This window comes from Opitutaceae bacterium (assembly GCA_041395105.1).
Lineage (GTDB): Bacteria > Verrucomicrobiota > Verrucomicrobiia > Opitutales > Opitutaceae > B12-G4.
The window spans coordinates 424547-448140 of sequence record JAWLBB010000001.1 but is presented as its reverse complement, the minus strand read 5'-3'; the positions used below and the strand labels follow the sequence as shown (position 1 = coordinate 448140).

The following is a 23594-nucleotide window of genomic DNA, read 5'->3' as shown; positions in this document are numbered from 1 at the left end:
ATCAATTACGCTTGCCTCAGGTATTGTACTTATATGATGAGTTGTTGTGCATTCAGGCAACCCAAATCCGTCCAGCCCGGGGACCTTTTCCGGCTACGCGGCGGCTCGACTGACCCGTTTCACCTGGGTACTCGTTCTCTCACTCGGCCCCATCGGCCGGGCAGCCCCAACTGCCGCCATGGAAGCCAGTGGCCTGATCGTTGAACAGGAGGGTTCTGTCAGCATTCCGGGAATCGAGAGTTCGCTGGCTTTCCAGTTCAACAATGGAACCATCGTGGTGGGAACGAAGGGCAATTGCAGTTGGTCAACGGACCTGGGGCAAACCTGGCAGATCGGTCCGGAAGGCCCGAGCGAGAAGGTCGCGATCGACCTGGGTGACGGCGAAGTCATCGCACTGGAGAGGAATACAAGACGGCGCGAGGATGATCTCTTCTCGGGCGGCTTGCGACGTTCTCTGGACAATGGGGTGACTTTCCAGAAGGAGACCCCGGTGATCGATGTCCCGGAGGCCGCTCCCACCGTTCTGGGCGGCGGCGCAATCATCGACGGCTTCCTCTTTCATCACGGGATCCTCAAGCTCAATGACGGCCGCCTGATCGCATCGATGTATGGCAACTACCGGGGCGACACCATGCTCTGTGACGGCTATCCGCCCGAACTCGGCCAACTCAAGTACCGGACCATCGTTGTCTTTTCGGCCGACCATGGTCGCACCTGGGGGAATCCGGTCCTGGTGGCCTATGACCGCATGCTCGTCCGGGGTGTACCTTCAGGGCATCCCCGTGCCGAGCTCGGCTACGAGACTGAGGACACGCTTCCATTGCGGGTCGGTCCCGCCATCACCCAGGAAGGATTCAGGGAGGCAGATCTGATTGAGGCACCCAACGGCGACCTTCTTTGTGTGATGCGGTCGGGCGGACGAAATCCGGGGGCAGGAACACTCTTCCCCACCCCGCTCTATTGCGCACGCTCCGGGGATCTTGGGCAGACCTGGTCGCCTCCGGCTCAAATCGCCGATCGGGGTGTCGGCCCCGATCTTCTCCTGCTCGAAAACGGGGTCACTGTCTGCACTTACAACCGGCCTGGAAGCTGGCTGATCTTTTCCGTCGACAACGGAGCCACCTGGGAGGGACCCTTCCAGTTCGGTCCGTCCGACGCCTACGGATATCTCGCTCACGCGGGTCCCGGGCGATTTGTCGTCTTCAACGAGGTCAAGGAAGACGGTCACACGGTGGTCAAGGGTACCTTCTTCACGGCCCGCCGGACCTGAGACCCTGTTGAACATTCGACGGATCCGGGCCGGCGTCATTCCCTCAGGAAACTCCAGCCAATCATCCATCTCTCATCCCCGCCCACCCGGACCCTGTCGATCGCCATGATCCACCGCCGCCACCACCCCGCCCACCTACGGGCTTCAACCGCAAGCTGGCCCGCCCTGCTCGGACCGGGCGGCCTTGCCCTGTGGTGGGTCACATCCGGACTCGCCGGCACGGTCTGGACCGAGAACACCTTTCAGGATTTCCGCGACGGTGAATTCCTCGACGCCGGCAGCAATCTCTACGTCTCGGCCCGCGGTCGTATCCAGATGATCAACCGCTGGGACCTGAACAATGACGGCCACCCCGACCTGGTCCTTCCTTCCGGCCACGGCCATACCGAGCATGAACGGACATTCGTTTATCTGAACAGGGGCGGCGATATCGACGGACGGACCCGCATCGAGTTGCCGGGCAACTACGCACTGGACGGCCTGGTGGCCGATTTTGACCAGGATGGGCGCAACGACCTGGTCATCGCCAACTATGCCGACAATCACTACCATGATCTGGATACATGGATCTTCTACGGCACCGAGACCGGCTACGATGCGGGACACCGGGTCAAACTCCCCGCCTACCGGAACCGCGGCGTGGCCGCGGGCGACTTCGACGGAGACGGGTGGCTGGATCTCGCTGCGGCCTGCGAATGGCAGGCGGGTGGTGAATGGCAGGACGGCGGTGACCCCATCCCCCATGGACCCCGGATGAGCTTCATCTACTGGAATTCGCCGGAAGGATTCAGCGGCAAGAACCTGCTTCCCCTGAGCTTTGCTGACGAAGGAGCCCTTGACGTCGCCGCCGCCGACCTCGATCACGACGGACGCGATGATCTTGTGATGATCGCCGCCGGCATGACCTGGACGCTCTTGTCATCGAAGGATGCGTTTGCCAATTCGGCGGGGCGGCAGGCCATGCCCTTTGCCGGGCAGAGCGTGGCGCTCGGTGATGCGGACGGGGACGGGGACCTCGATCTGCTGATCTGCCTGGTTGACCGGGTCGCCCTCCTCTACGGTCGCGAAGGCCGCTTTGAGCCCTCGGACGCGGTCTTCCTTGATGCCTCCCGGCCCAAGGAGGCCATCTTCGCCGATGTCGACGGCGATGGCCGGGACGACGTGGTCATCGCGGACTTTGCGACCCCGGGCGGAGCAACGTGGACCGATTCCCATGTTTACTATTCCGACGGCGGCGACTTCACCACCCGGGAACCGCTCAGCCTGCCGACGCTCGGCGCCAGCGGCGTCAGTGCGGGCGACCTGAATGGTGACGGGCGGCCAGAGATCGTCATCAGCAACGGCCGCGTCACCAACGAGCTGACCCTCCTCTCCTATATTTTCTGGAACGAGGGAGGTTCCTATCGCTTCGGGAACCACTCCCAGCTGCGGACTGAAGGATCCGTGGCCAACGCCCTCGGCGACGTGAACAACGACGGATGGGACGATATTGTTTTCCTGCAATACGAGGGTGGTTTTCGCGACGGACCCCAGAAATCCCCTGTCTATTGGGGCGACGGAACCCGCAATTTCTCGATCACCAGGCGAACCGAATTCCAGACCCATCACGTCTTCGGGTATGGCCACGCGGATCTGGACGATGATGGAGCGGTTGATCTGCTTTTCTGCGAGGACCGGTTCATCTCGGGCGTCGATCATGAACAGAGCGGTATCGCCATTCAATGGGGTGGTGAATCCGGCTTCGAAGCGCCAACCAATCTTTCGCTCGGATCCGCCTACGGCGGCGTGCGCCTGGCCGACCTCAATCGTGACGGTTATCTCGATATCGTATCGGGAGGCGCCGGCATCGACCCATCTTCACCCGGTGTCCACGGCATCCCCATCTTCTGGGGATCTCGCGAGGGATACCGGCACGACCGTCGATCGATCATTCCCTTTGACCAGGAGAAAATCCGGGGGCCCCTCCTGATGGACCTGAACAAAGACGGGTGGCTGGATATCACCGGGCAACTGGCATGGGGAACATTCACGACCTGGTGGGGTGACGAAAACGGTTTCTCGGCCGACCGCGAGACCACCCTCCGCTTTGCCGATGATGAACAGCTCATGTACATCAAGGGAGCCGATCTCAACGGCGACGGCTGGATCGACCTGCTTCTTCCCCATCGGGGTCCCCGGCATGGAGCCGAAATCAATTCCTATGTCTACTATGGCGGAGCGGAAGGATTCTCCAACGACCGGCGCGAGCTCCTGCCGTCCACCACGCCCTACGACAACAGCATCGCCGACTTCGACCAGGACGGCTGGCTCGATCTCTTCCTGTCCAGCTACGCGGCAACCGTGAAAGGCAATCAACCGTCACTGGTTTACTGGGGCAGCCCGGCCGGCTTCAGGACCAGGGAGCCGCTGCAGGTCGAGACCTACGGCGCATCCGGGAGCGAGGCGGTCGACTACGACGGCGATGGCTGGATCGACCTGCTCGTTTCGAATCATCGAAAAGCCGGATCCCTCGATGAACCGATTCCGGACCGGCACACCATTCCGGCCATGCTCTATTGGGGAGGTGCAGACGGATTCCGGGCCGACCGGCGCTGGGAAGTGGAGGCGGTCGGGGTCAGCGGACTCAATCTCCGGGATCCGGGAAACAGCTATGACCGGGGGTTGTATGAGGACTATCTATCCTCCGCTTTTCCGGTTCCCGACGGCGAGCAACCCGCGACGATTGCCTGGAACGCAGATACACCCCACAACACATCCGTGGTGTTCCAGATCCGACTCGCCGACACTCGGGAAGATCTCGAGCGAGTCCCCTGGTTCGGTGCCTCGGGACGAGGCAGCTGGTTCACCCAGAACCCGTCCGCCCTGCCGGAACTGAAAGGAAGATGGATCCAATACCGCGCCCGTCTCAGGACGCCCAATGCCGGTCCGACCCCCTACCTCACGGAAGTCAGCATTACTTTCGAATAGGCCTTTAGCTCGTCCCGGCCATCTCACGCGGGAACGGGGATGGCGATCGCCCCGGGAGAACCCACGTCTATTCGAAGAAACCACGATCGTCCGCCAGGTGTTCGCGGCAGACGTCCTCATTCAATTCGATCCCGAGACCGGGTCGGTCGGAAACCTCGAGGTAGCCGTCCCTGAAGAGCGGGCCTTCATGGTGGATCAGGTCCGGCCAGTGAGCCTTGTCGCCCTCGGCCGTATCCGCCTCCAAAGCCACGAATGACTTGATGGCCCTGCAGGCATGGGCCGATGCGATTGTTCCGACCGGAGTCGCACCGTTGTGACAGATCATGGGCATGGAATAGAGGTCGGCCCAGTCTGCGATCTTCTTCATCTCCAACAGACCACCCGACTTCTGCGCGTCTATGTGCACCATGTCGCAGGCCTGCGTCTCAATCAACTGCCTGAACCCCTGGCGGTGGTAGAGGTTTTCCCCGGTAAGGATCGGGACCACGCTCTTCTCCTTGATCCGACGGTGTCCCTCGATATCCTCAGGCTGAATGGGATCCTCGAGAAACCAGATATTCAAGTCGCGGATCATATGCGTGAAACGCAGGACATCAACCGACTGATACTTCCAGTGAAGGTCGACGCCAATCCGGGTATCGTCTCCCAATGCGTCCACCGTCGCCTCAAGAATACGGACCCACTTGCGCAGGGTGCCCGGCGTGATGGTGCCGTTGATGGAGCTGTCGTACTTCGGCAGGCTGTGTTTGACCGCCCGGAATCCCGCCTCCTTTGAGGCGAGGGCGGTCGCCGCCCAGGCCTGGGCATCGAAGGTCTTGCTGTCAGGCGAATCTGCGTCGTTGTAGAGCAGAATCCTGTCGTGGTAGGTGCCTCCGAGCAAGACATAGACCGGAATGCCCAGAATCTTGCCGGCCAGGTCATAAAGGGCAGTCTCAATGCCCGCGATGGCGCCGCAGAGCGAACCGGTCCGCGACCCCCGTGACCAGAACTGCTGGGTCAGACTGAAGACGAGCGATTCCACATTGAGCGGATCCTCGCCGATAATCTTCCGGCCCATCAGCGCGATGTCATCGGCGACTTCGGCCTTGGGATAGGCCTCGCCGATTCCGAACAGACCGGAGTCGGTCGTCACCTTGACCAGGTGCGTCTTGTACTTGATGTCGATGGCCGCCGTCTTGACAGAGGCGATCTTCATCGAACCGACCTTGCCGGATGGAGCGGCCAGGACGGAACCGGCTGCGCGGATCGGCCCGGCGAGCGCGCCAGCGGCCAGCAAACCGGATCCCTGTAAGAACTGTCGGCGACTGATCATGTGTTTTTTCTGGTTGGCGAACCTCTTCTAGAGAGTCGCGACCTCGCGAACCTCATGGACCACCTTGCCGTCCACATCATGGATCCGGATGGTCAGGATCGGGGCGCCATCCTCGACCACCACCCGCTGCGGATTCGCCAATACCTTCTTGGTTCCTTTACGGAAGCTGACCGTGATGAAGCCGCCGCCCGATCGGTAGAAAGAGTGATAATTGGAGTCGTATCCCGGGCCGTTGAGAACCATCTCATCGGAAGCCGGACCGCAGGCAAACTCGCGCAGACCCGTCTTGGGATCCGTCGAGGCGTACTGCCAGTGACGGTCGCCGGCCAGGATGAACAGATTCTTCGTCAGGCCATTGGCGTACGCCCACTGGCGAAACTCGTCGCCCTCGCGTCGGAAGGCTTCGTTGGCGTGATTGTCGGCCTGGTCGCGGTTGTCGGGACCGACCAGCGCAGTCGGACTGACAATGATCTTGAAGGGGGCATCGCTCTCGAGAAGCGTCCGCTTCAGCCATTCCTTCTGTTCCCGTCCCCAGATCGTCTTGTCCGGCCCGTCAGGCATGGTGTCCGGCGTTCGAAAATCACGGTTTTCCGTCAGCCAGATCTGGATACCCCTGCCCCATCGGTAGGTTCGGTAAAGATCGTCCCCGACCGGCGTCTGTTCCCGAAAGATACGTGCCCCGTCCTCATAGGTCAACGGCTCGATCCACGGGGCCTTCAATCCCGGATAGGAATCATCAAAGAAAGCGTCGTGGTCGTCCTTCTGCCAATAACTTGGTACCTGGCGCAGGAAGTCCAGCAACAGGGGCAGGGAGAACATCCGCTGCCAATGCAAGCGGCAGAGATCGACGGTGCTGCCCCGCGGATTATCCCTGTCGTAATAAACGTTGTCGCCGGTCCGCACCATGAAGTCGGGGTAATCGAGAAAGATCGGGCTCAGGTGGGCCAATGAGCGGTAAAGACGAAACCCGTTGCGATCGTCGCGCTGGTAGTAGAGCTGGCAGGTCATGACCGAGAACCAGACATCCTCCCATTCATCCGGATCGGGCGCTGTCCCGAAAGTCCCCACCTCACTCCGGGAAACCGGGGCATCCACGGTCAAACGACCTTCGATCACATAATAATAGCGCGTTCCACTCTGCAATCCGCGCAGGTGAAAGCTGTGGGAAAAGTCGGTGCCTTCATCGACCTTCACCCAATCAGTACGCTGAGCCTCTTCGCCGCAAACGGGGTTCACCGAAAACGCCACCCGGATCTCCCCGGCGATGCCCGGCACGGCGCCTTCCCATTCGGAGGCCGGGATATCCGGCGATTCAGAAATGACCCGTGTGGGGCTCATCAGGGGCATCGGAACCACGCCATCCCACCGCCGGTCCTTCTCGGCGGTCAGCCGGCTCCAGATGATGGCGGAATCCTGGGAAACCTCGCCTACTCGCGCCCCTGTGGCAAAGTAGGGAGCCGCCGCCTTCAAGGTCAACGGCAACAGACTCAAAAGCAGGGCGGTAAGAATCGCCCGGCGCGGATTGGTGTTCAAGTCATGCATGTGTCTGCTTTCCTGAGGCTGGGTTGAAAACTTAAGCTGGGATCCGGGGGCGCGGGTCAGGAAACTCTCCAGGAGGCGCCCCCCGTCTCATTCCACTGGCAATCCCTCGCCGATTTTCAGTGAACGGTTGATCTTTTCGAGAATCTTCTTCGCCACCTCCATCTCCTTCCCGGAAGCCTGCGGCCACGGAGGGGCGGTGTACCTCCAGGCGAGCCCCTGAACCTCCAGCACCGCCTTGATGCTGCCCGCTCCATTGGGCAGAATACCCAAGAGTTCCACCAATCCGGGCAGGACATGATCCGCGATCGCCTGGGCCGCATCCAGCCGCTGCTCTTCGAAGGCCCGGTAGAGCTCCACAAAGGGCTCCGGAAAAACGTTTGACGGAGTGCAGACCAGACCGTCGGCCCCCGCCTGGAGCATGGGCAGAACCAGCGCTGAATTCCCGGGAAGGAACGCAAAGCCGGCCGGTCTCCTGGGCGATGAACACGCCTCCAGCATCGCAGGAGCGTCTGCGTGGGTGCACTTCAGTCCGATCAGGTTCCTGATCTCGAAGAGAGCTTCGATCAGTTCGATGGGCATCCGCCACCCGACCACTTTGGGCAGGTCGTAAGCCATGATGGGCAATGGTGAGCGCTTCGCCACGTCGCTGAAGAACGAGACACTCTCCGCCACCCGGTGAGGCCAGCCGTAGCAGGGCAGGGTCAGCACCCCGATATCCACTCCCGCTTCAGCCAGGGCATCCAACCGTCGCAGGCACCGCTCCACCGAATTGTCGATGGCGCCCCCGAGGACCGGGCAACGCCCGCCAATCACCTCGGTTGTGCAGCGGGCCACCTCGGCCGACATGGTTTCCGTCAGAAGGGGACCTTCGCCCACCGATCCCAGCACGAAGATACCGTGGACACCGGATTGAATCTGTCGTTCGAGCAGACCTTCAAGGGCAGGTCTGTCCAGACCGTGGTCTGCCGTCATCGGAGTGATCAACGCAGTCACGATTCCCCGAGGCCTGGCTGCCTGGATTGGAGAGGCATCGGATGACGGCCGGGAATTGGAAAACGGGTTTGCCATTGCGACTCAACTCATCATATCAGTACATTCTCAGTAAACCCTGTCGAGTGCTAAATGGGCACCCATCACGCGCATCCCCAGTGCCCGCCGACAGGCCGCCCCTTCTCTTTCCGGTCCATCCCGCCCCATGAAAAATTCCTGCCCCGAAAACGACCATAGGACCTACCGTCCGTCCAATCGTCCCTTCTGCCGTCGACCCTTCGAAGCAGGACTCTTTGCGCTCTCCCTCTGCCTGCTCAACCTGACACCGGAGATCCGGGCGGCCTCCACCTGGACCGAGGAAACTTTTGAAGGCTTCAGTGATGGCACGTTTCTCGACGGCGGCAGCAACCTGTATGTCTCCGCCCGGGGCCGGATCCAGATGATCAGCCGCTGGGATTTGAACCAGGATGGCTTCGTCGATCTGGTTGTGCCATCCGGTCACTCCCAGACAGAAAAGGAAAACACCTATCTCTATATCAATCGGCACGGTGAAGTCGACGCCCGCACCCGCATCGAACTGCCGGGAGGCGGGTCCAGTTCGGGCCTGGTGGCCGACTTGAACAAGGATGGACTGAACGACCTGATCGTGTCCAACGCTGCCGACAGCCACGTCAAGGAAGTCAGTTCCTGGATCTATTGGGGCACGCCAACCGGTTTTTCAGCCCACCAGCGAACCGCCCTCCCCGCCTTTTCCGGCCGGATGATCACTTCCGGCGACTTCAACGGTGACGGCTGGGCGGATCTTGCCATCGCCTGCGAATGGATGGATCCGAAGGGAGACTCCAAGGGAAAAGTCAGCCTGATCTATTGGAATTCCCCCGAGGGCTTCGATCCGGCCCATCGTCTGACACTGCCGCTCGATGGCGAACCTGCCCGCTTCGTTCTCACCGCCGATCTCGATGGCGACGAAAAGGACGACCTGATCGTCCAGACCTCGGAAAGAATCCATCTGCTGAGATCGGTTGACGGCGCCTTTGCCACGGGCGTGGCAAAGGCACATCTCGAGATGGCCGGCGATGTCCTCGCCCTCGGTGATTTCGATGCCGACGGCGCTCGGGATCTCGCGATCGGCAGGCCGGAGACAGTGACCATCCTGTATGCCCGCGATGGTCGGTTTTCCAGGGACGATTCCCTTGAACTCGCTGTGCAAATGCCCCGCAGGCTCTGTGCCGCGGATGTGGACCGGGACGGAACGACGATCTGATTGTGGCCAACTACCAGAGCGAGGGCGGTGCCACCTGGACGGATTCCCTCGTCTTCTACTCGACACTCGGCCGCCTCAGCCACAACGACGTCCTCAGACTGCCGACCCTGGGGGCCAGCTGGGTCAGCGCTCGCGACCTGAACGAGGATGGCTATCCCGAACTGGTTTTCAGCAACGCCAATGTCACCAATCAGCGCAGCATCTTTTCCTACATCTACTGGAATGAGGAGGGCCGCTTCCGCTTCGGCAATCACTCGCAACTGCCCACTGCCGGCTCAGTGGCCAACACCGTCGGCGACCTGAACAATGACGGCGCACCAGATGTCGTCTTCTTCAACGATGAGGGCGGTTTTCGCGACGGGGCTTCCCAGACCGATCTTTACTGGGGCGACGGCACCCGCTCCTTCGCCGCCAGGCCGGCGGTCTCTTTTCCCACCCACCAGATATTCGGCATCGGCCAGGCGGATCTCGATGACGACGGATATGTCGACCTCATCCTCACCCGCGAAAATTTCATCCAGGGCGTCGCGCACGAGCAGAGCGGCATCACCGTGCACTGGGGCAGTGACCGTGGTTTTCAACGGACCAGTGAGATCACCTCGGAATCATCCTATGGTGGTGTTCGCATCGCTGATATCAACAAGGATGGCTTCCTCGACATGCTGACCGGCGGAACCACCTTTGACCCTGAATACCCCGAGACCAATGGGATACCGATCCATTGGGGATCCGCTGATGGCTTTCGCCGCGAAAACCGATCCATCATCCCCTCCCGGAAGGAAAAGACTCGGGGACCGTTGCTGGCCGACCTCGACAAGGATGGTTGGCTCGACGTTGCCGCGCAGGAGGAGAACGGCACTTTCTCCATCTGGTACGGTTCAGCGGAGGGGTTCGACACCGGCCGGCACCGGACCTTCGAACTCGGTCGCCCCGATCAACTCATGTACATCCAGGCGGCCGATCTCAACCGCGATGGCTGGCTCGATCTTCTCCTCCCGCAACGCGGTCCGGCCGACGGCACGGAGACCTCCTCCTTCATCTATTATGGCGGGGCTGAAGGCTTCAGCAACGACCGCCGGGCGACGGTAGCCTCCTATGTGGCCTACCAGAACACGATCGCAGACCTCGATCGCGACGGGTGGCTCGACCTCGTCCTGATGGCCTATGGGGGCGAGGTCTCCGGCAATCGACCCTCGTTGATCTACTGGGGAAATCAGGACGGCTTCTCCACCCGACCACGAACCGAGCTGCTCAGCTATGGATCCTCCGGTTCGGTTGCCCTGGATTTTGACCGCGATGGATGGCTCGATCTCTTCTTCGCCAACCACCGTCGGTCCGGTTCCACCCTCGTGGCCGAACCACACCGGCACAGCACGGATTCGATGCTATTCTGGGGTGGACCGAATGGCTATTCGGATGATCGCCGCTTCGACATTCCCAGTCGCGGTCCCTCAGGACTCAACCTGCGCGATCCGGGCAACAGCTACGACCGCGGGTTTTATGAAGACTATATCTCTTCAGGTCATCACCTGCCCGATCGGGAAAAGCCATCCTCGATCGACTGGGAGGCGGAGTCGCCTTTCGGCACAGGCGTGCAGTTTCAGATACGAACCGCAACCTCCGAAGCGGGACTGGCGACCTCTCCGTGGATGGGTCCTGACGGAGCCTATACCTGGTGGACCGAACCCGGTCCGATCGACAATCCACTGGAAGGCGGTTGGATTCAGTACCGGGCGAGGCTCCTGAGCCCGAATGCCGGACCATCGCCTGTTCTTTCAAGGGTCACGCTCCACTTCGAATAGGAACCGGTCGGCTCCAGGCAACCCGGGCACCGGGATCGGAAGAGAGGGCCTCCCTTCAGCGCTGGCCGCGTCCCCGGACCAGAAGGGTCACGGTGATGGCCATGAGCACGAGATTCCTGAGAAAGGCGAACTGCACACTTCCCAGAATGGATTCTTCCTCGAGCAAACTCCCGAAGCAGCCACAGGATATATCGAGTCCTCTCAGCCAGGCCTGGCCGGTGAAGGCCAGGAAAGCGGCCAGCATCAGCGCCGACAGGATCAGGCCTGCCTGCTGCCAGATCCCCGTAACAATGGCGATTCCCGAAAGGATCTCAATCCAGGGCAGAACGACCACGGTAATTCGGACCGGTGTTTCCGGCAGGCCCAGGTCATAGCCATAGATTGAAACCAGGAAGTCCATCGGCCCTCCCACCTTGACCAGACCGGCCCAGATGAAAATTCCTCCGAGCAGACACCGTAGTAGGAACACGACCTTGCAGTTCATGGCTGGTGCAGGACGGGCCTTTGCTTGACCAGGGGAATCCCGTCGGGGTTCAGGGCGTTGAAGATCAGGCCAAGCGCGACTCCAACCGCGAGGATGATGGCGAGCTGGACGCTTCTTCGAGCGAGGAAACCGGGAGAGGTGCCTTTGGGCAACGACGTCATGTCCGTGCGGTTCAAGGATTCTCGTCCGCGATTTTCAGCATTTCCAGGATCTCCGCTTCGAATTTGGACCATTTGAGCAGTCCTTTGATCACCCGCCCGTTGTCCGCATGTTGCCCCTGCTTCTGAGCGAGGATGAAACTGGGGGTGACGGTCACGCCCGAGTTCTGGCCGCAGCGTTTCTCCGCTGCCACAAGCTCTCGATAGGCACCGGAGCGCATGCAATCCTCATAGTCCCCCATGTGGATGGCGAGACCCCTCGCGATTTCGGTGATCTCGTCCTCACTCAGGAAGAGACTGTTCGCAAAGAGGAGCTCACGCATCTCCCAAAACCGTCCCTGCTCGCCGGCGCAATAGGCCGCTTCGGCCGCCGTTGACGCGATGGGGTATTTCTTGCTGGGAAAGTGCAGGGCCACGTAAAAGACCTTTCCGGTGTCGATGTACTGGCTCAGGACATTGGGAAAAACCATTTCGTGAAACAGGGAACAATGCGCACAATGGTAATCAGAGAACTCGATCAGGACCAGGGGGGCATCAGCGCTGCCAAGACTGTGGACGGTTGGAATGCCGAAGTCGAAATCTTCGATCGTGTTGGAATCAAGGGTCTCGATGGCCGACTGCGTGTCGGAAGGAGTTGATTCGGAGAACCCGATCGACAAGAGCAAAGTGAAGCCGATAACGGCGGCCTTCCGGATGAAACGAAGCGTAGCCATGGTCAGGACCTACCCATAAATCGATAGAGTCGAGGGTCAAGGTCGGGGGCGAGGTACCCGAAACGCAGACAAAAGGCGGGAGAGGCTCCGCACCTTGATCCCAACGTCTGTTCGTGTCCGGGCGCCTGCATCTTTCGCGGCGAAAAAAGGCCCTTCCCGAACAAACGGGAAGGGCCATTGGGCAAACAGTGAGACCCGGTCGTCAGGCTAGTAGTTCCAGCGCACGCCCAGGCGCCAGGTCCGGCCGAATTCCTCAACCTTGTTTATTCGGCTGGAGGTATTGCCAAACCAACGGACATCTCTCTCGTTGGTGAGGTTCTTCACATTGACGTAAGCGGTCCAGTTCTCGTTGAAACGGTAGCTGGCCTGCGCGTCGAACTGGCTGCGGGGCGCCTTGTAGAGGTCGCCGAAGTTGTCATTGGGATCGCTGACTTCGTTGAAGCTCTCGTCCTGGTAGCGCCACGCGATACGGGCCTGCCATCCGCTCCTCTGGTACCAGAGGGCCACATTCGCAATGGTCGAGGGCTGCTGGAAGAACGGTGTCTTCTCCTCATCATCCTGTCGTTCCAGGATATCGATTTCCGAGTCGATGAAGGACACGTTGGCGTCGACCCCCAATCCGTCGAGGAAGTCCGGCAGGAAGAAGAGCGGCATTCCGGCCGAGAGCTCGATGCCGGAGACCTTGCCGCCCTCCGCATTGTCCCAGCCTTCCATCCTCAGGCGCGCCACCGCGTCGTCCTGGGGCAGAAAACTGCTGCTCACATCGCAGTTGCAGGAGTCCTCGACCACCGCGACGGCATCCGCCACCGTGAAGTTGTTGGCAAAATCCGGATTGCTGATGTCCAACTCGGTGTCGTAGCGATCATCCGTGGAAAACGAGAAGATTGGATCCGCGATGTCCTTGTAGAACGCAGCCACGGAAAAAGCGCCGCCCCAATCGGTGAAATACTCGATGGATACGTCGAAATTCTTCGAGTAATAGGGCTGGAGTTCAGGGTTGCGTATGCGGGCCCGAGCCTCGATCTCACCCACCTCCACAAGCGCACCTTCATCGTCATACTGCCGGGCTTCCGCGAGTTCGGTTTCCATGCGGGTGATGGGCGCGGCGTCCTCGAAGTTTGGACGACCGGTTGTCGTGGTGAAGGCGGCGCGGAGCTGCAGGTTATTGTTGAACCGGTAGATCCCCTGAATACTCGGGAAGAAGTCCGTGTAATCAAAGTTCGATTCCGAAGACTCCAGACAGAAATTCGAGTCCGCATTGGGATCATAATTGGCACACGGGGGCTCGATATCTTCGCCGAAGTCATCGAAACGGATCCAGGTATTGGCCGCGATATCCACGTCCGTCTTTTCGTAGCGGACACCACCAATCAGGGTGAACTTTTCTCCGAGATCAGTGGAGAACATCAGGTAGAGGGCCGTGATCTTTTCATCGAGATCGTAATCATCCTCAATGTTGTTTTCGGAACTCTCCACCGAATCAAAGGCCCAGGGGTAAAGGGTGTTGTTGTTCCTTGGGTCGAAGCCGCCCATCGAACTGTCCCAGGCGGGCTCAAACGAGAGCTGAGAAACCGAGTTGTACTGCCCCAGAACCTCCTGACCGGGCACAACCAGGCCCGGGAACGCCGCGGCTGATGGCCGGATGGGGTTGCCTCTCCGGAAGAGGATGTCCCCTCGATCGAGGCATTCCTGCAGATCCACCGACTCATCGCAGAAATTGGGACGGAAGGAATTATCATCAATTGTCCGGTTCCGGCTGAAATACTTGATGCCTCCCTTGAGAAAACCGGAGTTTTCGGTTCCCAGGAAACTGTCGGTATCCCACTGCAGGTCGACTCTCGGGATATAGGTATTCTCCTCAACCAGCGAGGAGTCGATGCGGTTCCGACGGTGAGCCCAGCGCGAGCCATCGACGGCCACCTGACGCGGAAGGGTCAGATTGGGCAGTTCGCCGGACATGTCGAAGAGAACCGGGACGGGGTCACCGCCCGTCGGTCCGTCGATTTCGGCGAGGCGCTGGTTGTCTTCGTCATAGCGCAGGCCGTCTCCTTCGGGATCGAGGAAGAATGGAAGCGCCGTTCCATTGAAATCGTTGATCACCGCATCTCCGTCGCGCATGACCATGCTGGCGTCATTTCCGGAGCGGCCGCGGAATTGGATCTGTCCTTCCTGCTTCAGATTCTCCTTGGCATTGCTGTAGGTGAGTTCGCCGGACAGGGTGAAGCTGTTCCATCTCTTCCTGCCGCCCAGGGTCAGATTGATCAGGGTCTGTTCCCGATCTTCGAGGCCGATGCGCTGGTCAATGGCATCCGTGGAGGGGAACCATAGCGTGGTGGGGGAAGTCAGGAAAGGTTCCAGCCGGTCATCCCGGGAGCCACCGTCGGTCAGGTAGTCCTGATCCTCATCGTAATCGAGCCTGTCGCCGCCAAGGACGACCTCGAGCTTGTCCACCTTTTCCGAAAACTGATTCCAAATGCCGTTGAGGTAAAACTCCGTGTTCTCGTCTGGACGGAATTCGATCCGCGTATTGAGTCCAACCCGTGTGCGTTCTCCCTCCTCGGGATCGATCGAAAGGTCGACCGCATAGGGGTAGTCCTCGGCTTCACCCTCGAAGACACCGTCGTTGTTGTAGTCGGTGAGGAAGTCGTCCCTGTCCCAGCGAAGCATGATGGAGTCGTTCTTGAAGGGTCGGAATTCGTAGGACGCCCCGATGGCAATGCCCCACTTCTTGTCGGCTCCGATCCGGTCCGCCCATTGGACCTGTCCGCTGTAGCCGTAACGATCGGGCTGCTCGTTGTAGGCACCTTCCAGTGACCCGGTGAACCATCCCTTTTCCCGGTCGAAGGCGCTCACTGTCTTGATTTCGACCGTTCCCCCCAGGCCCTGTGCGTCCATGTCAGGCGTGTTGGTCTTGATCACCTCGAGCTGGGAAATCTGAGCCGATCCGATGACATCCAGGGGCATGGCGCGTCCGGCCCGGCCGTCGACGCCGGGATTGGCGACGGTCGCCCCGTTCACGGTGACGTTGTTGAGGTCCGGAGCAATACCCCGAATCGAGACAAAGCGGCCCTCACCGTTGTCCATCTGAACGGCGACACCGGGCAAACGCACGAGGGCGTCGGCTACGTTGCGGTCAGGCATCTGACCGACCGAGTCGGAAGAAAGGATGTCCCGGATGTTCTCGGCGGTCCGTTTCTGCTGTAGAGCAAGAGACCGGCCTTCGCGGTAACCCTCGACCTCGACGGCCTCGAGCTCGACCACTTCCTCTCCAACCGTGATGTCCAGGTTGACCGTGCCGATGCCGGGAACGGCAATGGTCTTCGAAACCTGGTCGTAACCCATGAATTCGGCCTGGACCGCATAGTTGCCCGCATCCAGGTCGCCGAACCGGAAACGGCCTTCGCGGTCGGTTGTCGTATTCCGGTTGGTGCCGGGTATCTTGACATTCACACCGGGCAGGTTTCTGCCCGTGTTCGCGTCTTTGACGTAGCCGATGATGTCTCCGGCGCGGGAGCTGAGACTCGTGCTCAGAGCCAGAAGACCGAGCACAAACATGTGCCGTATGCTTCGAGTATTCATAGTACTGGTGTCGTTCAGGTTTTTCAGGGCTTCACGCCCCAGGGTTGTTGGATATGCGGACGATGGATGAAGGGGGGCATCTTCCGAAAGGGCCGACCGCCGGAGTTGAGGCCGGAGATGGAATGGGCGAATTCACCGGTTGATCGTTTTTCCATGGAGAACGCCAGGGCAAGTAGGGTTGCGTCGTCGTCTCGAATCAAAGGTTGCCGATTTGAGTGATGATGGAACGGGCCGCCCCGACCATGCCATACAAGGCGAGGAGAAAGACCGAGGCCATGATCGCGTTTTCCCACCAGCGATTCCTGTTTTCCGCCCCGATGAAATCCGCCCGGGCCGTGATCCACCAGAGTCCGCCGGAAATCGCCGGAATCAGAACCACTGTGAAGGTATTCGCGATGAGCGTCAACGAAATGAACTCCGCCTTTCCACCCCAGATCAACGGCGATACGATGATCCAGAGGACGATATAGCGGTAGACCTTCGAGTTTCGGAAATCGATGTTGAGAGGATCGAGGTGCCCGGAGCGCCAGCGATACCAGGCATGGCTGCCCAGGTAGGCTAGGCCCAGACCTGCCCCGAGGATGGAAGTGAAGACCGCGGCGAACACGCCCAGCAGAAACAGGATGCGACCGGGCTCACCCAGCACTCCCCCGAGCAGAACGGCCATGTCATCAATCGATGAGATACTGCCGCCCGTCTTGAAGACGAGTTCGGCGCCCAGAGTCCAGACGGCCAGGTTGAAGACCACCAGGACGATGATGGCCAGGAGGAAGTCATATCGCTGAACCCGTCGATACTCGGGCCCTTTCCACCCCTTCTGTTCGAGGAAGTAAGGATAGACCAGGTTCACCAGGGATCCCCCGACCGCTCCAATCATGCCCAAGGCAACCACCAAGGCGCCGAACGGCCCGGTGTCGGCCGGCACATCAAAGGCAAAGACGCCCTTGAGCAACGAAACCGGTTCGAGACCGACCCAGATGGCACAGCCGAGAAACGACGCTGCGAGCAGGGCCAGCAGAAACTTGAACAGGAGCTCAGCCCGGTGGTAGGCCGGGCGGAAGATGATCGATACAACGATTGCCACCCAGAAGATCTGCCACAGGTAATTGCCGCCAAATCCGAAGATCTTCGCGGAGATTTCACCCACTCCCGCCAGCATATAGGAAGTGCTCAGGTGGCCCCAGAAAAGGACGGCAACGAAGAGAAAAGGACCGTAATAGCGATGGAAACGCACCAGTCCATCCAGGACCCCCTCCCCGCGCGGATTGCATAACTGGAAGCGGGCGATCATCGAGACGAAGGCGTAGCGGACCGCGAGGGCCAGCACCATGGCCCAGGCAAGGGCATAACCGTAGTTGCCGCCGGCCACACCCGCCGAGACAATGTCTCCGGCCCCCAACCAGGTCAGAACGGCGATGAAACCGGGGCCGAAAGACCGGACATACTGCCAGAAGCTTCTCGGGATTTCAGCGGGAGGGGGCGACCCGTCAAGAGGCGGAACCGTCGATGAGACTGGGGGGGGTGGGGACATCGGAAATGACTGCCAAAGTCGGGTCTGGCCGGATTTCAACTCGATGCTTGACCCTTCATCATCTTTGTCAACTCATATTATGAGTGGACCGATTCCCCACCATCACGCACCGGGCCTTGCGGATCGGCCGAGTCATCGTAATGTCCCAAAACCCACCTTCTCTATTGAGTCGACTGGTCAGATGATTTTCCATATCCGATCCCGCTCAAGATCACCCGAAGACGCCTTCCCTGCACTGTGACAAACGAATCAATCAAATCCGTCAGTATCGTCGATGCCATCGAAGGCCATCTCAAGGCCATGATCGTCAGCGGTGAACTGGAACCGGGCCAGAAACTGCCCAGCGAGCGTGAATTGCAGGACAGCCTCGGCGTGAGCCGGCTGCCTTTGCGGGAGGCACTGGCCCGTCTCCAGGCCCTCGGCCTGATCCGGATTCGCCATGGCAAGGGAAGCCGGGTGGTGGAAAAGGTGAGCAAGACGGCACTGCGCGATGTCCTCATTGCCTTTTTCCCGCATCAGAATTCCGAGCGGCTGCGCGAACTGGTCGAAGCCCGGGGTCTCCTCGAATCCGAGATTTCTGCCCTGGCCAGCAAGAACGCGACCGAGAAGGACTTCGACAGGCTCGAGGCGATCATCCGGTCCGGAAAGAAGGCGATCAAGCACCCCGAAGACTTCGCGAATCACGACTACACCTTCCATCACGAGGTGGCCATTCTGGCGAACAACAGCTTCCTTCTGCTCATGCATGAGGCGCTCGGACCCCATATCCGGTCCTTCATCATGGCCTATGCCAACTCGGAGAAGGACCGGGCCAGCGCCCACAAGAGGAATCAGGCTCTCCTCGAGGCGATCAAATCGCGCGATCCCCTGCTGGCCGCCCAGAAAGCCCGTGAACATCTGCAGCCCTGTCTGAAGGGCATCGTTACAACCTCAGACGAAACGACGGGAGTTCCGGTCGGCGATACCCCTTCCGGACAATCACCACCGGCAGCCAGGATTTCGCCCTCGATCAAGGGCCGCAGAAAGTCGCCCGCCGTTGCCGGCCGGTGAGTCAGGGCTCCGGACTCCCGGGGCGCCTCACCCTCCAGGCCCAATCCCATTCCTGATTTCGTCGGCTACGCCCTGAAGGGACCAGCCGTTGCCCGCTATCCGGGCCAGAAAAACCGTCATGGCATCGGTGAAGGTCACCTGACTTTCCAGCGGATCAACCGCGACATCTGCCAATGGGCCGGCCACACCCCGCTCGCGATGACGCCGCACCATTCGCATGAACCGGGTGCGCCACTCAATCTCGGGCATGATCACCGAATAGGCCCGATCGGGCTCCAGATCCGAGACCACCGACAGATCCCCGAACACTCCTTTCACCGTCCGGGCGGTGAATCCCGACCAACGCGTGGGTTCCCGACCTTCGGCGGCCAGTGCCTTGATGTAGGATTCGACCTCCCGACCGGTCAACCGGAAGAGTAGATTCTCATCAGCCCGGAACCCCCCGGTCAGGAATACGGCGTTCACGTCAACGGGTCCCAATGGCAGGCGATCCCGAATAACCTGGCCCTCGTGGCAAAAGGCGATCTCCGTGCCGGCCGCCCGCCTCAGCGCTTCGGCTCCGAGCCAGGCAAGCGCTTCACCCGACAGCAGCTCGCTGTTGTCGAAGAGGAACTCACTCGCTTCCGGGCAATGGGTCTTCTCTTCTTCCGCGACCCAGTCCATCATTGCGCGGTCGACAGGTATCGCTTCGTGCCGCATCTCGACCAGGCGGCCATCGATGGCGGCGATGCCTCCTTTGTCCAGATCCACCTCCAGGTCCACCCGGCCGACGGCGCTCGCATAGAAGCCGGCCTGCACCATCCAGGCTCCGGTCTCGGAAACCTGCACCGGCGCTTCCAGCGGATGATGCGAGTGCCCCGTCACAAACAAATCGATCTCCGGTGCTTCCAGGGACCATTGACGACATTCTTCGGCCGATTCATGGCAGAGCGCGATCAACAGATCCACCGTCCCCCGCAAACGCTCACTCTCAGCGGCCAACGCGCGCCCGGAAGCGGCTTGGTCAAGCGTGCCGGAGTCCTGCGGTACCATCAATCCGATGATACCCACCCGGACCTCACCGATCTTCAAGACCCGCGAACCGGGGAAGAGGCTTTCGCCGGTCCCGTCGACCCGGTTCAGGCACAGAAGCGACTGCCCGAGGGCCTCTTCATAACGGCGCAAGACATCCAGGCCTGCGTCATTGTCATGGTTCCCGATGGTCACCGCGTCATAACCGACGCGGCGCATGGCCCGGTAAGTCAATTCTCCCCCAACCACGTGCGCAACCTGATCCCCCTTTTCCGTCACATCTCCCGCGTCGAGCACGAGCACGTTGGTCTCTTCTTCGCGCACCGCATGCACGTAACCCGAGACATAGGGCAGGCCTCCCGATCCATTATAACCCGGGCGGACATGGTCGTGCACATCGTTCGTGTGCAGAATCACAAGGTCCGCCCGGTTTGCGCCGACCAGGTTTCCGGGCACCAGAGTGGCGACCAAGGTGAGAATCGCCAGGCCCCTTCCGCCCCACTTCCCGCTCCGCCCGGCCGGTCCGGATCCGGGGTGCCGGGAAAAGGACTGAGCCCGCGGTGTAAAAAATGAACTTGTCATTGTACTCATCATATGAGCAGGGTTTATGTCTGGATAGCGAACCCCGTTCAACCATGTCAAGATACATCCCTGTCCTCCGGCTTCCGTCCCTGCCCGTGCTGGTCTTCCTGGGCCTGGGCCCGGGCATCGGGCATCTCTTCGCCGACGAGGCGACCCGGACCTTTCTGGAAGAATCCACCGCCGACAAGACATTCTGGGGCGAGCCTTACGAACTCGCCGGCACTCGACTCTACTTCACCGATTATTTCCATATCCGTCCCGGTGTCCTCGACTGGCTCAATTCCGATGGAGAGAGTGTCTACACCGCGGAGGAAAGGTCCGAGAATCCGACCTACGGCCCGCGGGATGCCCAGATCAGCCGTCCGTCTTCACCCTACGGGATCAGCATTGTCGCCCAACCGGCCACCCGCATGGGGCCGATCATCCAGCGCGAAAAACCCTGGGAAGAACACTACGTAATCTTCAAGACGGTCATCAGGGACGGCGATCTCTACCGGGCCTGGGGCAAGAGCGTGCCGGGCGGGGACTGCTATTTCGAGTCGGTGGACGGCATCAACTGGGAACGGCCCATCCTGCGCCAGCGCGAGTTCAACGGCAGTCTCGAGAACAACCTGCTGCAAGGCGGTCCCAACGGCACCGTCTTCATTGATCCGGCCGGACCGCCGGAGGAGCGCTACAAGGCGGTGGGAGGCACAAAGAAGCACTTTGACGAATTCAAGGCGTTCGTGGAGAAGCACCCGGATCGCTGGGAGACACGCATCCTGCGCGGCGACTGGGACGAAACCGAGGCCTACTACTGTATCCGCGGATCCGTTTCTCCCGATGGACTGCACTGGACGACCCTGCCCGAGCCCTTCACCTTCGAACATTCCGACGGAATGGAAACCGGATACTACGATCCGGACCTCGGAAAGTATGTGATCTACACCCGCACCTGGATGGTGGGTGCCCGCTCCCCGAAATGGACCGGTGACCGTCGCAAGATGACCTGGGCCGGGGAATTCCACGGTTCCGGTCGCCGGGTCATCGGGAGGATGGAAAGTGGGGTCTTCGGAGAGTTCGAGGTTTCTGAGCCGGTGATCGTGCCGGTCCCCGGCGAGACTCTGCCGTCCGAATCGTTCTACACCAGCATCCACACCACGATGCCCGGAGCTCCGGATATTCATCTCATGTTTCCCACCGTCTGGGACACCCGCGACGATTCCACTTCCATCGGGCTCTGGTCCAGTCACGATGGAAGGATCTGGAACCGTCTTCCCGGAGGGGCCGTTCTGGATACCGCCCCATTCGGGGAATGGGATGGCGGTTGTATCTTCTCCTTCCCGAGTCTGATCGAACTTCCCAACGGGGATTTCGCCCTGCCCTACAAGGGCTACAACCTGCCGCACAAGTACCCACGGGGCACCATGGAGCTCTACGCCGGCTATGCCATCTGGCCCAAGGGACGCATCGTGGCGGTCGAAGCCGAGGAAATCGGCGAGTTCGCCACGGTCGGCATTCTGCCTCCAGGCCGAACCATCCAGATCAATGCCCTGACCGAAAGGGCCGGTGGCGTCCGGGTCGAACTCAGCACCGCGGATGATCGTCCCATTCCGGGACGCGCCTTCAGCGACAGTGACCCGATCCAGGGCGATGCTTTCTGGCAGACGCTCTCCTGGCATGGGGAAACCGACGTCAAGACCGCCCCGGGCGAGACCCTCGTCATCAAGTTCCGAATCGATCGCGGCAAGATCTTCGGCCTTCAGTTCCAGTAGACCATACACATTCAAAACCCCGAACAGCCCGAAACCTGATCGCCCCGGCCCGACCTGCGACCGCCAACCGGCCAAACCTCATCATGTCGCCGTTTCCTTCATCGCGATTTCTGTCCCTCCCGTCGGTCGCCGCCTTTGGGGTCCTTTGCGTCCTCCCGATGATCCTGAACCCTTGCGCCGCCGCAACCATGGACACCCCGATCACCGCCGGACCCGGTCCGCATCTCTTCATCGACGACCATCTCATCGCCGACCAGTCATTCCTGACCCGCACGGTCAATCACCCGGCGAAGCTGCCCGAGCCCGTGATCACCGGCGGTGCAGGCGGTGATGACAATTTCCAGCCCTACATGAGCGTTCTGCGCGATCCGGAAACCGGGCGCTTCCGCATCTGGTATGGAACCCCGGAAAACAGCAACCAGTCACACCTCGCCACCATGGACTCACCGGACGGGATCAACTGGATCCGTCCGCACCGCGTCCTGGCCGATCCTCATCGGATTCGCTTCGGAGTCAGCGTCCTTGACCGGGGGCGTGACTTCCTGCCGGCAGATGAACGTTACCTCTTCGCGTTCTATGAAAACGACGGCATGAAGATCGCCCTTTCACCCGACGGTCTCGAATGGCGGATGCTGACCACCGATTCAGTCTGGAAACACAACCACGATATCAACTCCCTGCACTGGGATCCGATCCGACGGCGGTTTCTGGCCATCGGCTCGGTCCTTGTCCGACCGCCCGGAGGGGAATCCCGACTGCGCATCCCGCACCAGAGCGTCAGCCCGGATCTCCTCAACTGGGAGCCGATGTGGCCGATCATCACTCCGAAGATAGGGGCGCCGATCGAGCGCGGGGAAACCCAGTTCTACTCGATGTCAGGTGTCATCACCCGGGGCGACCTCTTGATCGGTCTGGTCAAGGTGCTGCGCGACGACCTGAACGCAACCCCGGGAATGACGGCCGCCGAGATGGGCGAGATGGACCGCAAGGCCGCCGGCCTGGGCTACACCGTGCTGGCATGGACCCGCGACGGCGTCCGCTGGCAGCGCGACGATCAGCCCTTCATCCCGAATGATCCCGTGCCGGGTCGATGGGATCACGCCATGGCCTGGGGCGACGAGCAGATCGTGGTCGGCGACGAAACCTTCGTCTACTACGGCGGCTACGCACGGGGACACAAGGTGGCCCGCTTCGATGAACGACAGATCGGACTGGCCATCATGCCTCGCGACCGCTACGTCGCCCGTGAGGCCGATCTCAACCCGGGCCGCCTCGTGACCAGGCCGCTGCTCCTCAACGGATCCTCACTGACGGTCAACGCCCGGGTGGTCGGCGGGCTCCGGGTCCGGTTGCTTGACCGGGATTTCGAACCTCTGCCCGGATTCGGCTGGACCGAACTCTCGGGGGATTCGATCGCGATTCCCGCCAACTGGAAGGAACCCCTCTCCTCGCTGACCGGAAAGGCCGTTCGCCTTGAGTACGAACTCACCGACACATGCCTCTATGGCTTCGACCTGAGATGAGACCACCTCCCCACCCCGCAAATCCCGAGACGTTGACGATCTCAGAAAACCATCTTCCGCCT

At 60.6% G+C, this 23594-nt stretch carries 16 protein-coding genes; 7 read left to right on the top strand and 9 right to left on the bottom strand.

The genetic code is table 11. The features are described from left to right. The first annotated feature begins 178 nt into the window (after positions 1 to 178). Positions 179 to 1270, top strand: coding sequence for a sialidase family protein (locus R3F07_01855; GenBank protein MEZ5275108.1), 1092 nt, complete (start codon positions 179 to 181; stop codon positions 1268 to 1270). Between the two features lie 105 nt (positions 1271 to 1375). Further along, on the top strand, positions 1376 to 4237 hold the full coding sequence (locus R3F07_01850; GenBank protein ID MEZ5275107.1) for a VCBS repeat-containing protein: 2862 nt from the start codon (positions 1376 to 1378) through the stop codon (positions 4235 to 4237). A 67-nt stretch (positions 4238 to 4304) separates the two neighbouring features. Here the strand turns inward: R3F07_01850 and R3F07_01845 are convergent, their stop codons facing one another. From R3F07_01845 to R3F07_01835, 3 genes are all read right to left on the bottom strand, one after another. Next, positions 4305 to 5549, bottom strand: a complete 1245-nt coding sequence (locus R3F07_01845; protein MEZ5275106.1) for a mandelate racemase/muconate lactonizing enzyme family protein — start codon at positions 5547 to 5549, stop codon at positions 4305 to 4307. A gap of 27 nt (positions 5550 to 5576) precedes the next feature. Beyond that, complete coding sequence (locus R3F07_01840; GenBank protein MEZ5275105.1) at positions 5577 to 7091, bottom strand: alkaline phosphatase D family protein; 1515 nt, start codon at positions 7089 to 7091, stop codon at positions 5577 to 5579. 87 nt (positions 7092 to 7178) lie between these two features. After that, the gene (locus R3F07_01835; GenBank protein MEZ5275104.1) at positions 7179 to 8084 is read right to left on the bottom strand and encodes a dihydrodipicolinate synthase family protein; all 906 of its coding nucleotides are present in this window, start codon (positions 8082 to 8084) and stop codon (positions 7179 to 7181) included. Positions 8085 to 8286: 202 nt separating this feature from the next. Between R3F07_01835 and R3F07_01830 the strand changes: the two genes are divergently transcribed. After that, positions 8287 to 9345 carry a VCBS repeat-containing protein gene (locus tag R3F07_01830; protein ID MEZ5275103.1) on the top strand — a complete coding sequence of 353 codons (1059 nt, stop codon included), beginning with the start codon at positions 8287 to 8289 and terminating at the stop codon, positions 9343 to 9345. A gap of 2 nt (positions 9346 to 9347) precedes the next feature. Then, complete coding sequence (locus R3F07_01825) at positions 9348 to 11147, top strand: VCBS repeat-containing protein (GenBank protein MEZ5275102.1); 1800 nt, start codon at positions 9348 to 9350, stop codon at positions 11145 to 11147. A gap of 55 nt (positions 11148 to 11202) precedes the next feature. On the opposite strand, the gene R3F07_01820 is transcribed toward R3F07_01825, so the two are convergent. From R3F07_01820 to R3F07_01800, 5 genes are all read right to left on the bottom strand, one after another. Continuing rightward, positions 11203 to 11631 carry a MauE/DoxX family redox-associated membrane protein gene (locus tag R3F07_01820; GenBank protein ID MEZ5275101.1) on the bottom strand — a complete coding sequence of 143 codons (429 nt, stop codon included), beginning with the start codon at positions 11629 to 11631 and terminating at the stop codon, positions 11203 to 11205. Next, entirely contained in the window at positions 11628 to 11807 is a 180-nt protein-coding gene (locus R3F07_01815) for a hypothetical protein (GenBank protein ID MEZ5275100.1), read from the bottom strand. The genes R3F07_01820 and R3F07_01815 overlap by 4 nt, the downstream gene beginning before the upstream one ends. Then, complete coding sequence (locus R3F07_01810; protein ID MEZ5275099.1) at positions 11804 to 12502, bottom strand: thioredoxin domain-containing protein; 699 nt, start codon at positions 12500 to 12502, stop codon at positions 11804 to 11806. Before R3F07_01810 ends, R3F07_01815 begins: the two co-directional genes overlap by 4 nt. A gap of 207 nt (positions 12503 to 12709) precedes the next feature. Continuing rightward, on the bottom strand, positions 12710 to 16081 hold the full coding sequence (locus tag R3F07_01805; GenBank protein MEZ5275098.1) for a TonB-dependent receptor: 3372 nt from the start codon (positions 16079 to 16081) through the stop codon (positions 12710 to 12712). A gap of 196 nt (positions 16082 to 16277) precedes the next feature. Beyond that, positions 16278 to 17612, bottom strand: coding sequence for a divalent metal cation transporter (locus tag R3F07_01800; GenBank protein MEZ5275097.1), 1335 nt, complete (start codon positions 17610 to 17612; stop codon positions 16278 to 16280). Between the two features lie 237 nt (positions 17613 to 17849). Between R3F07_01800 and R3F07_01795 the strand changes: the two genes are divergently transcribed. After that, on the top strand, positions 17850 to 18662 hold the full coding sequence (locus R3F07_01795) for a FadR/GntR family transcriptional regulator (GenBank protein ID MEZ5275096.1): 813 nt from the start codon (positions 17850 to 17852) through the stop codon (positions 18660 to 18662). A gap of 27 nt (positions 18663 to 18689) precedes the next feature. Here the strand turns inward: R3F07_01795 and R3F07_01790 are convergent, their stop codons facing one another. After that, a complete protein-coding gene (locus tag R3F07_01790) occupies positions 18690 to 20255 on the bottom strand; it encodes a metallophosphoesterase (protein ID MEZ5275095.1) in 1566 nt (521 codons plus the stop codon). Between the two features lie 53 nt (positions 20256 to 20308). Here R3F07_01790 and R3F07_01785 point away from each other — a divergent pair, with 53 nt between their 5' ends. Next, complete coding sequence (locus tag R3F07_01785; protein ID MEZ5275094.1) at positions 20309 to 22009, top strand: hypothetical protein; 1701 nt, start codon at positions 20309 to 20311, stop codon at positions 22007 to 22009. Between the two features lie 158 nt (positions 22010 to 22167). Then, the gene (locus tag R3F07_01780; GenBank protein MEZ5275093.1) at positions 22168 to 23532 is read left to right on the top strand and encodes a hypothetical protein; all 1365 of its coding nucleotides are present in this window, start codon (positions 22168 to 22170) and stop codon (positions 23530 to 23532) included. Positions 23533 to 23594: the final 62 nt, after the last annotated feature.

Excerpts from the sequence above, each read along its gene's own strand:
- R3F07_01855 (MEZ5275108.1), top strand. The coding sequence starts at position 179 with ATGGAAGCCAGTGGCCTGATCGTTGAACAGGAGGGTTCTGTCAGCATT.
- R3F07_01850 (MEZ5275107.1), top strand. The coding sequence starts at position 1,376 with ATGATCCACCGCCGCCACCACCCCGCCCACCTACGGGCTTCAACCGCA.
- R3F07_01845 (MEZ5275106.1), bottom strand. The coding sequence starts at position 5,549 with ATGATCAGTCGCCGACAGTTCTTACAGGGATCCGGTTTGCTGGCCGCT.
- R3F07_01840 (MEZ5275105.1), bottom strand. The coding sequence starts at position 7,091 with ATGCATGACTTGAACACCAATCCGCGCCGGGCGATTCTTACCGCCCTG.
- R3F07_01830 (MEZ5275103.1), top strand. The coding sequence starts at position 8,287 with ATGAAAAATTCCTGCCCCGAAAACGACCATAGGACCTACCGTCCGTCC.
- R3F07_01820 (MEZ5275101.1), bottom strand. The coding sequence starts at position 11,631 with ATGAACTGCAAGGTCGTGTTCCTACTACGGTGTCTGCTCGGAGGAATT.
- R3F07_01810 (MEZ5275099.1), bottom strand. The coding sequence starts at position 12,502 with ATGGCTACGCTTCGTTTCATCCGGAAGGCCGCCGTTATCGGCTTCACT.
- R3F07_01805 (MEZ5275098.1), bottom strand. The coding sequence starts at position 16,081 with ATGAATACTCGAAGCATACGGCACATGTTTGTGCTCGGTCTTCTGGCT.
- R3F07_01800 (MEZ5275097.1), bottom strand. The coding sequence starts at position 17,612 with ATGTCCCCACCCCCCCCAGTCTCATCGACGGTTCCGCCTCTTGACGGG.
- R3F07_01790 (MEZ5275095.1), bottom strand. The coding sequence starts at position 20,255 with ATGACAAGTTCATTTTTTACACCGCGGGCTCAGTCCTTTTCCCGGCAC.
- R3F07_01785 (MEZ5275094.1), top strand. The coding sequence starts at position 20,309 with ATGTCAAGATACATCCCTGTCCTCCGGCTTCCGTCCCTGCCCGTGCTG.
- R3F07_01780 (MEZ5275093.1), top strand. The coding sequence starts at position 22,168 with ATGATCCTGAACCCTTGCGCCGCCGCAACCATGGACACCCCGATCACC.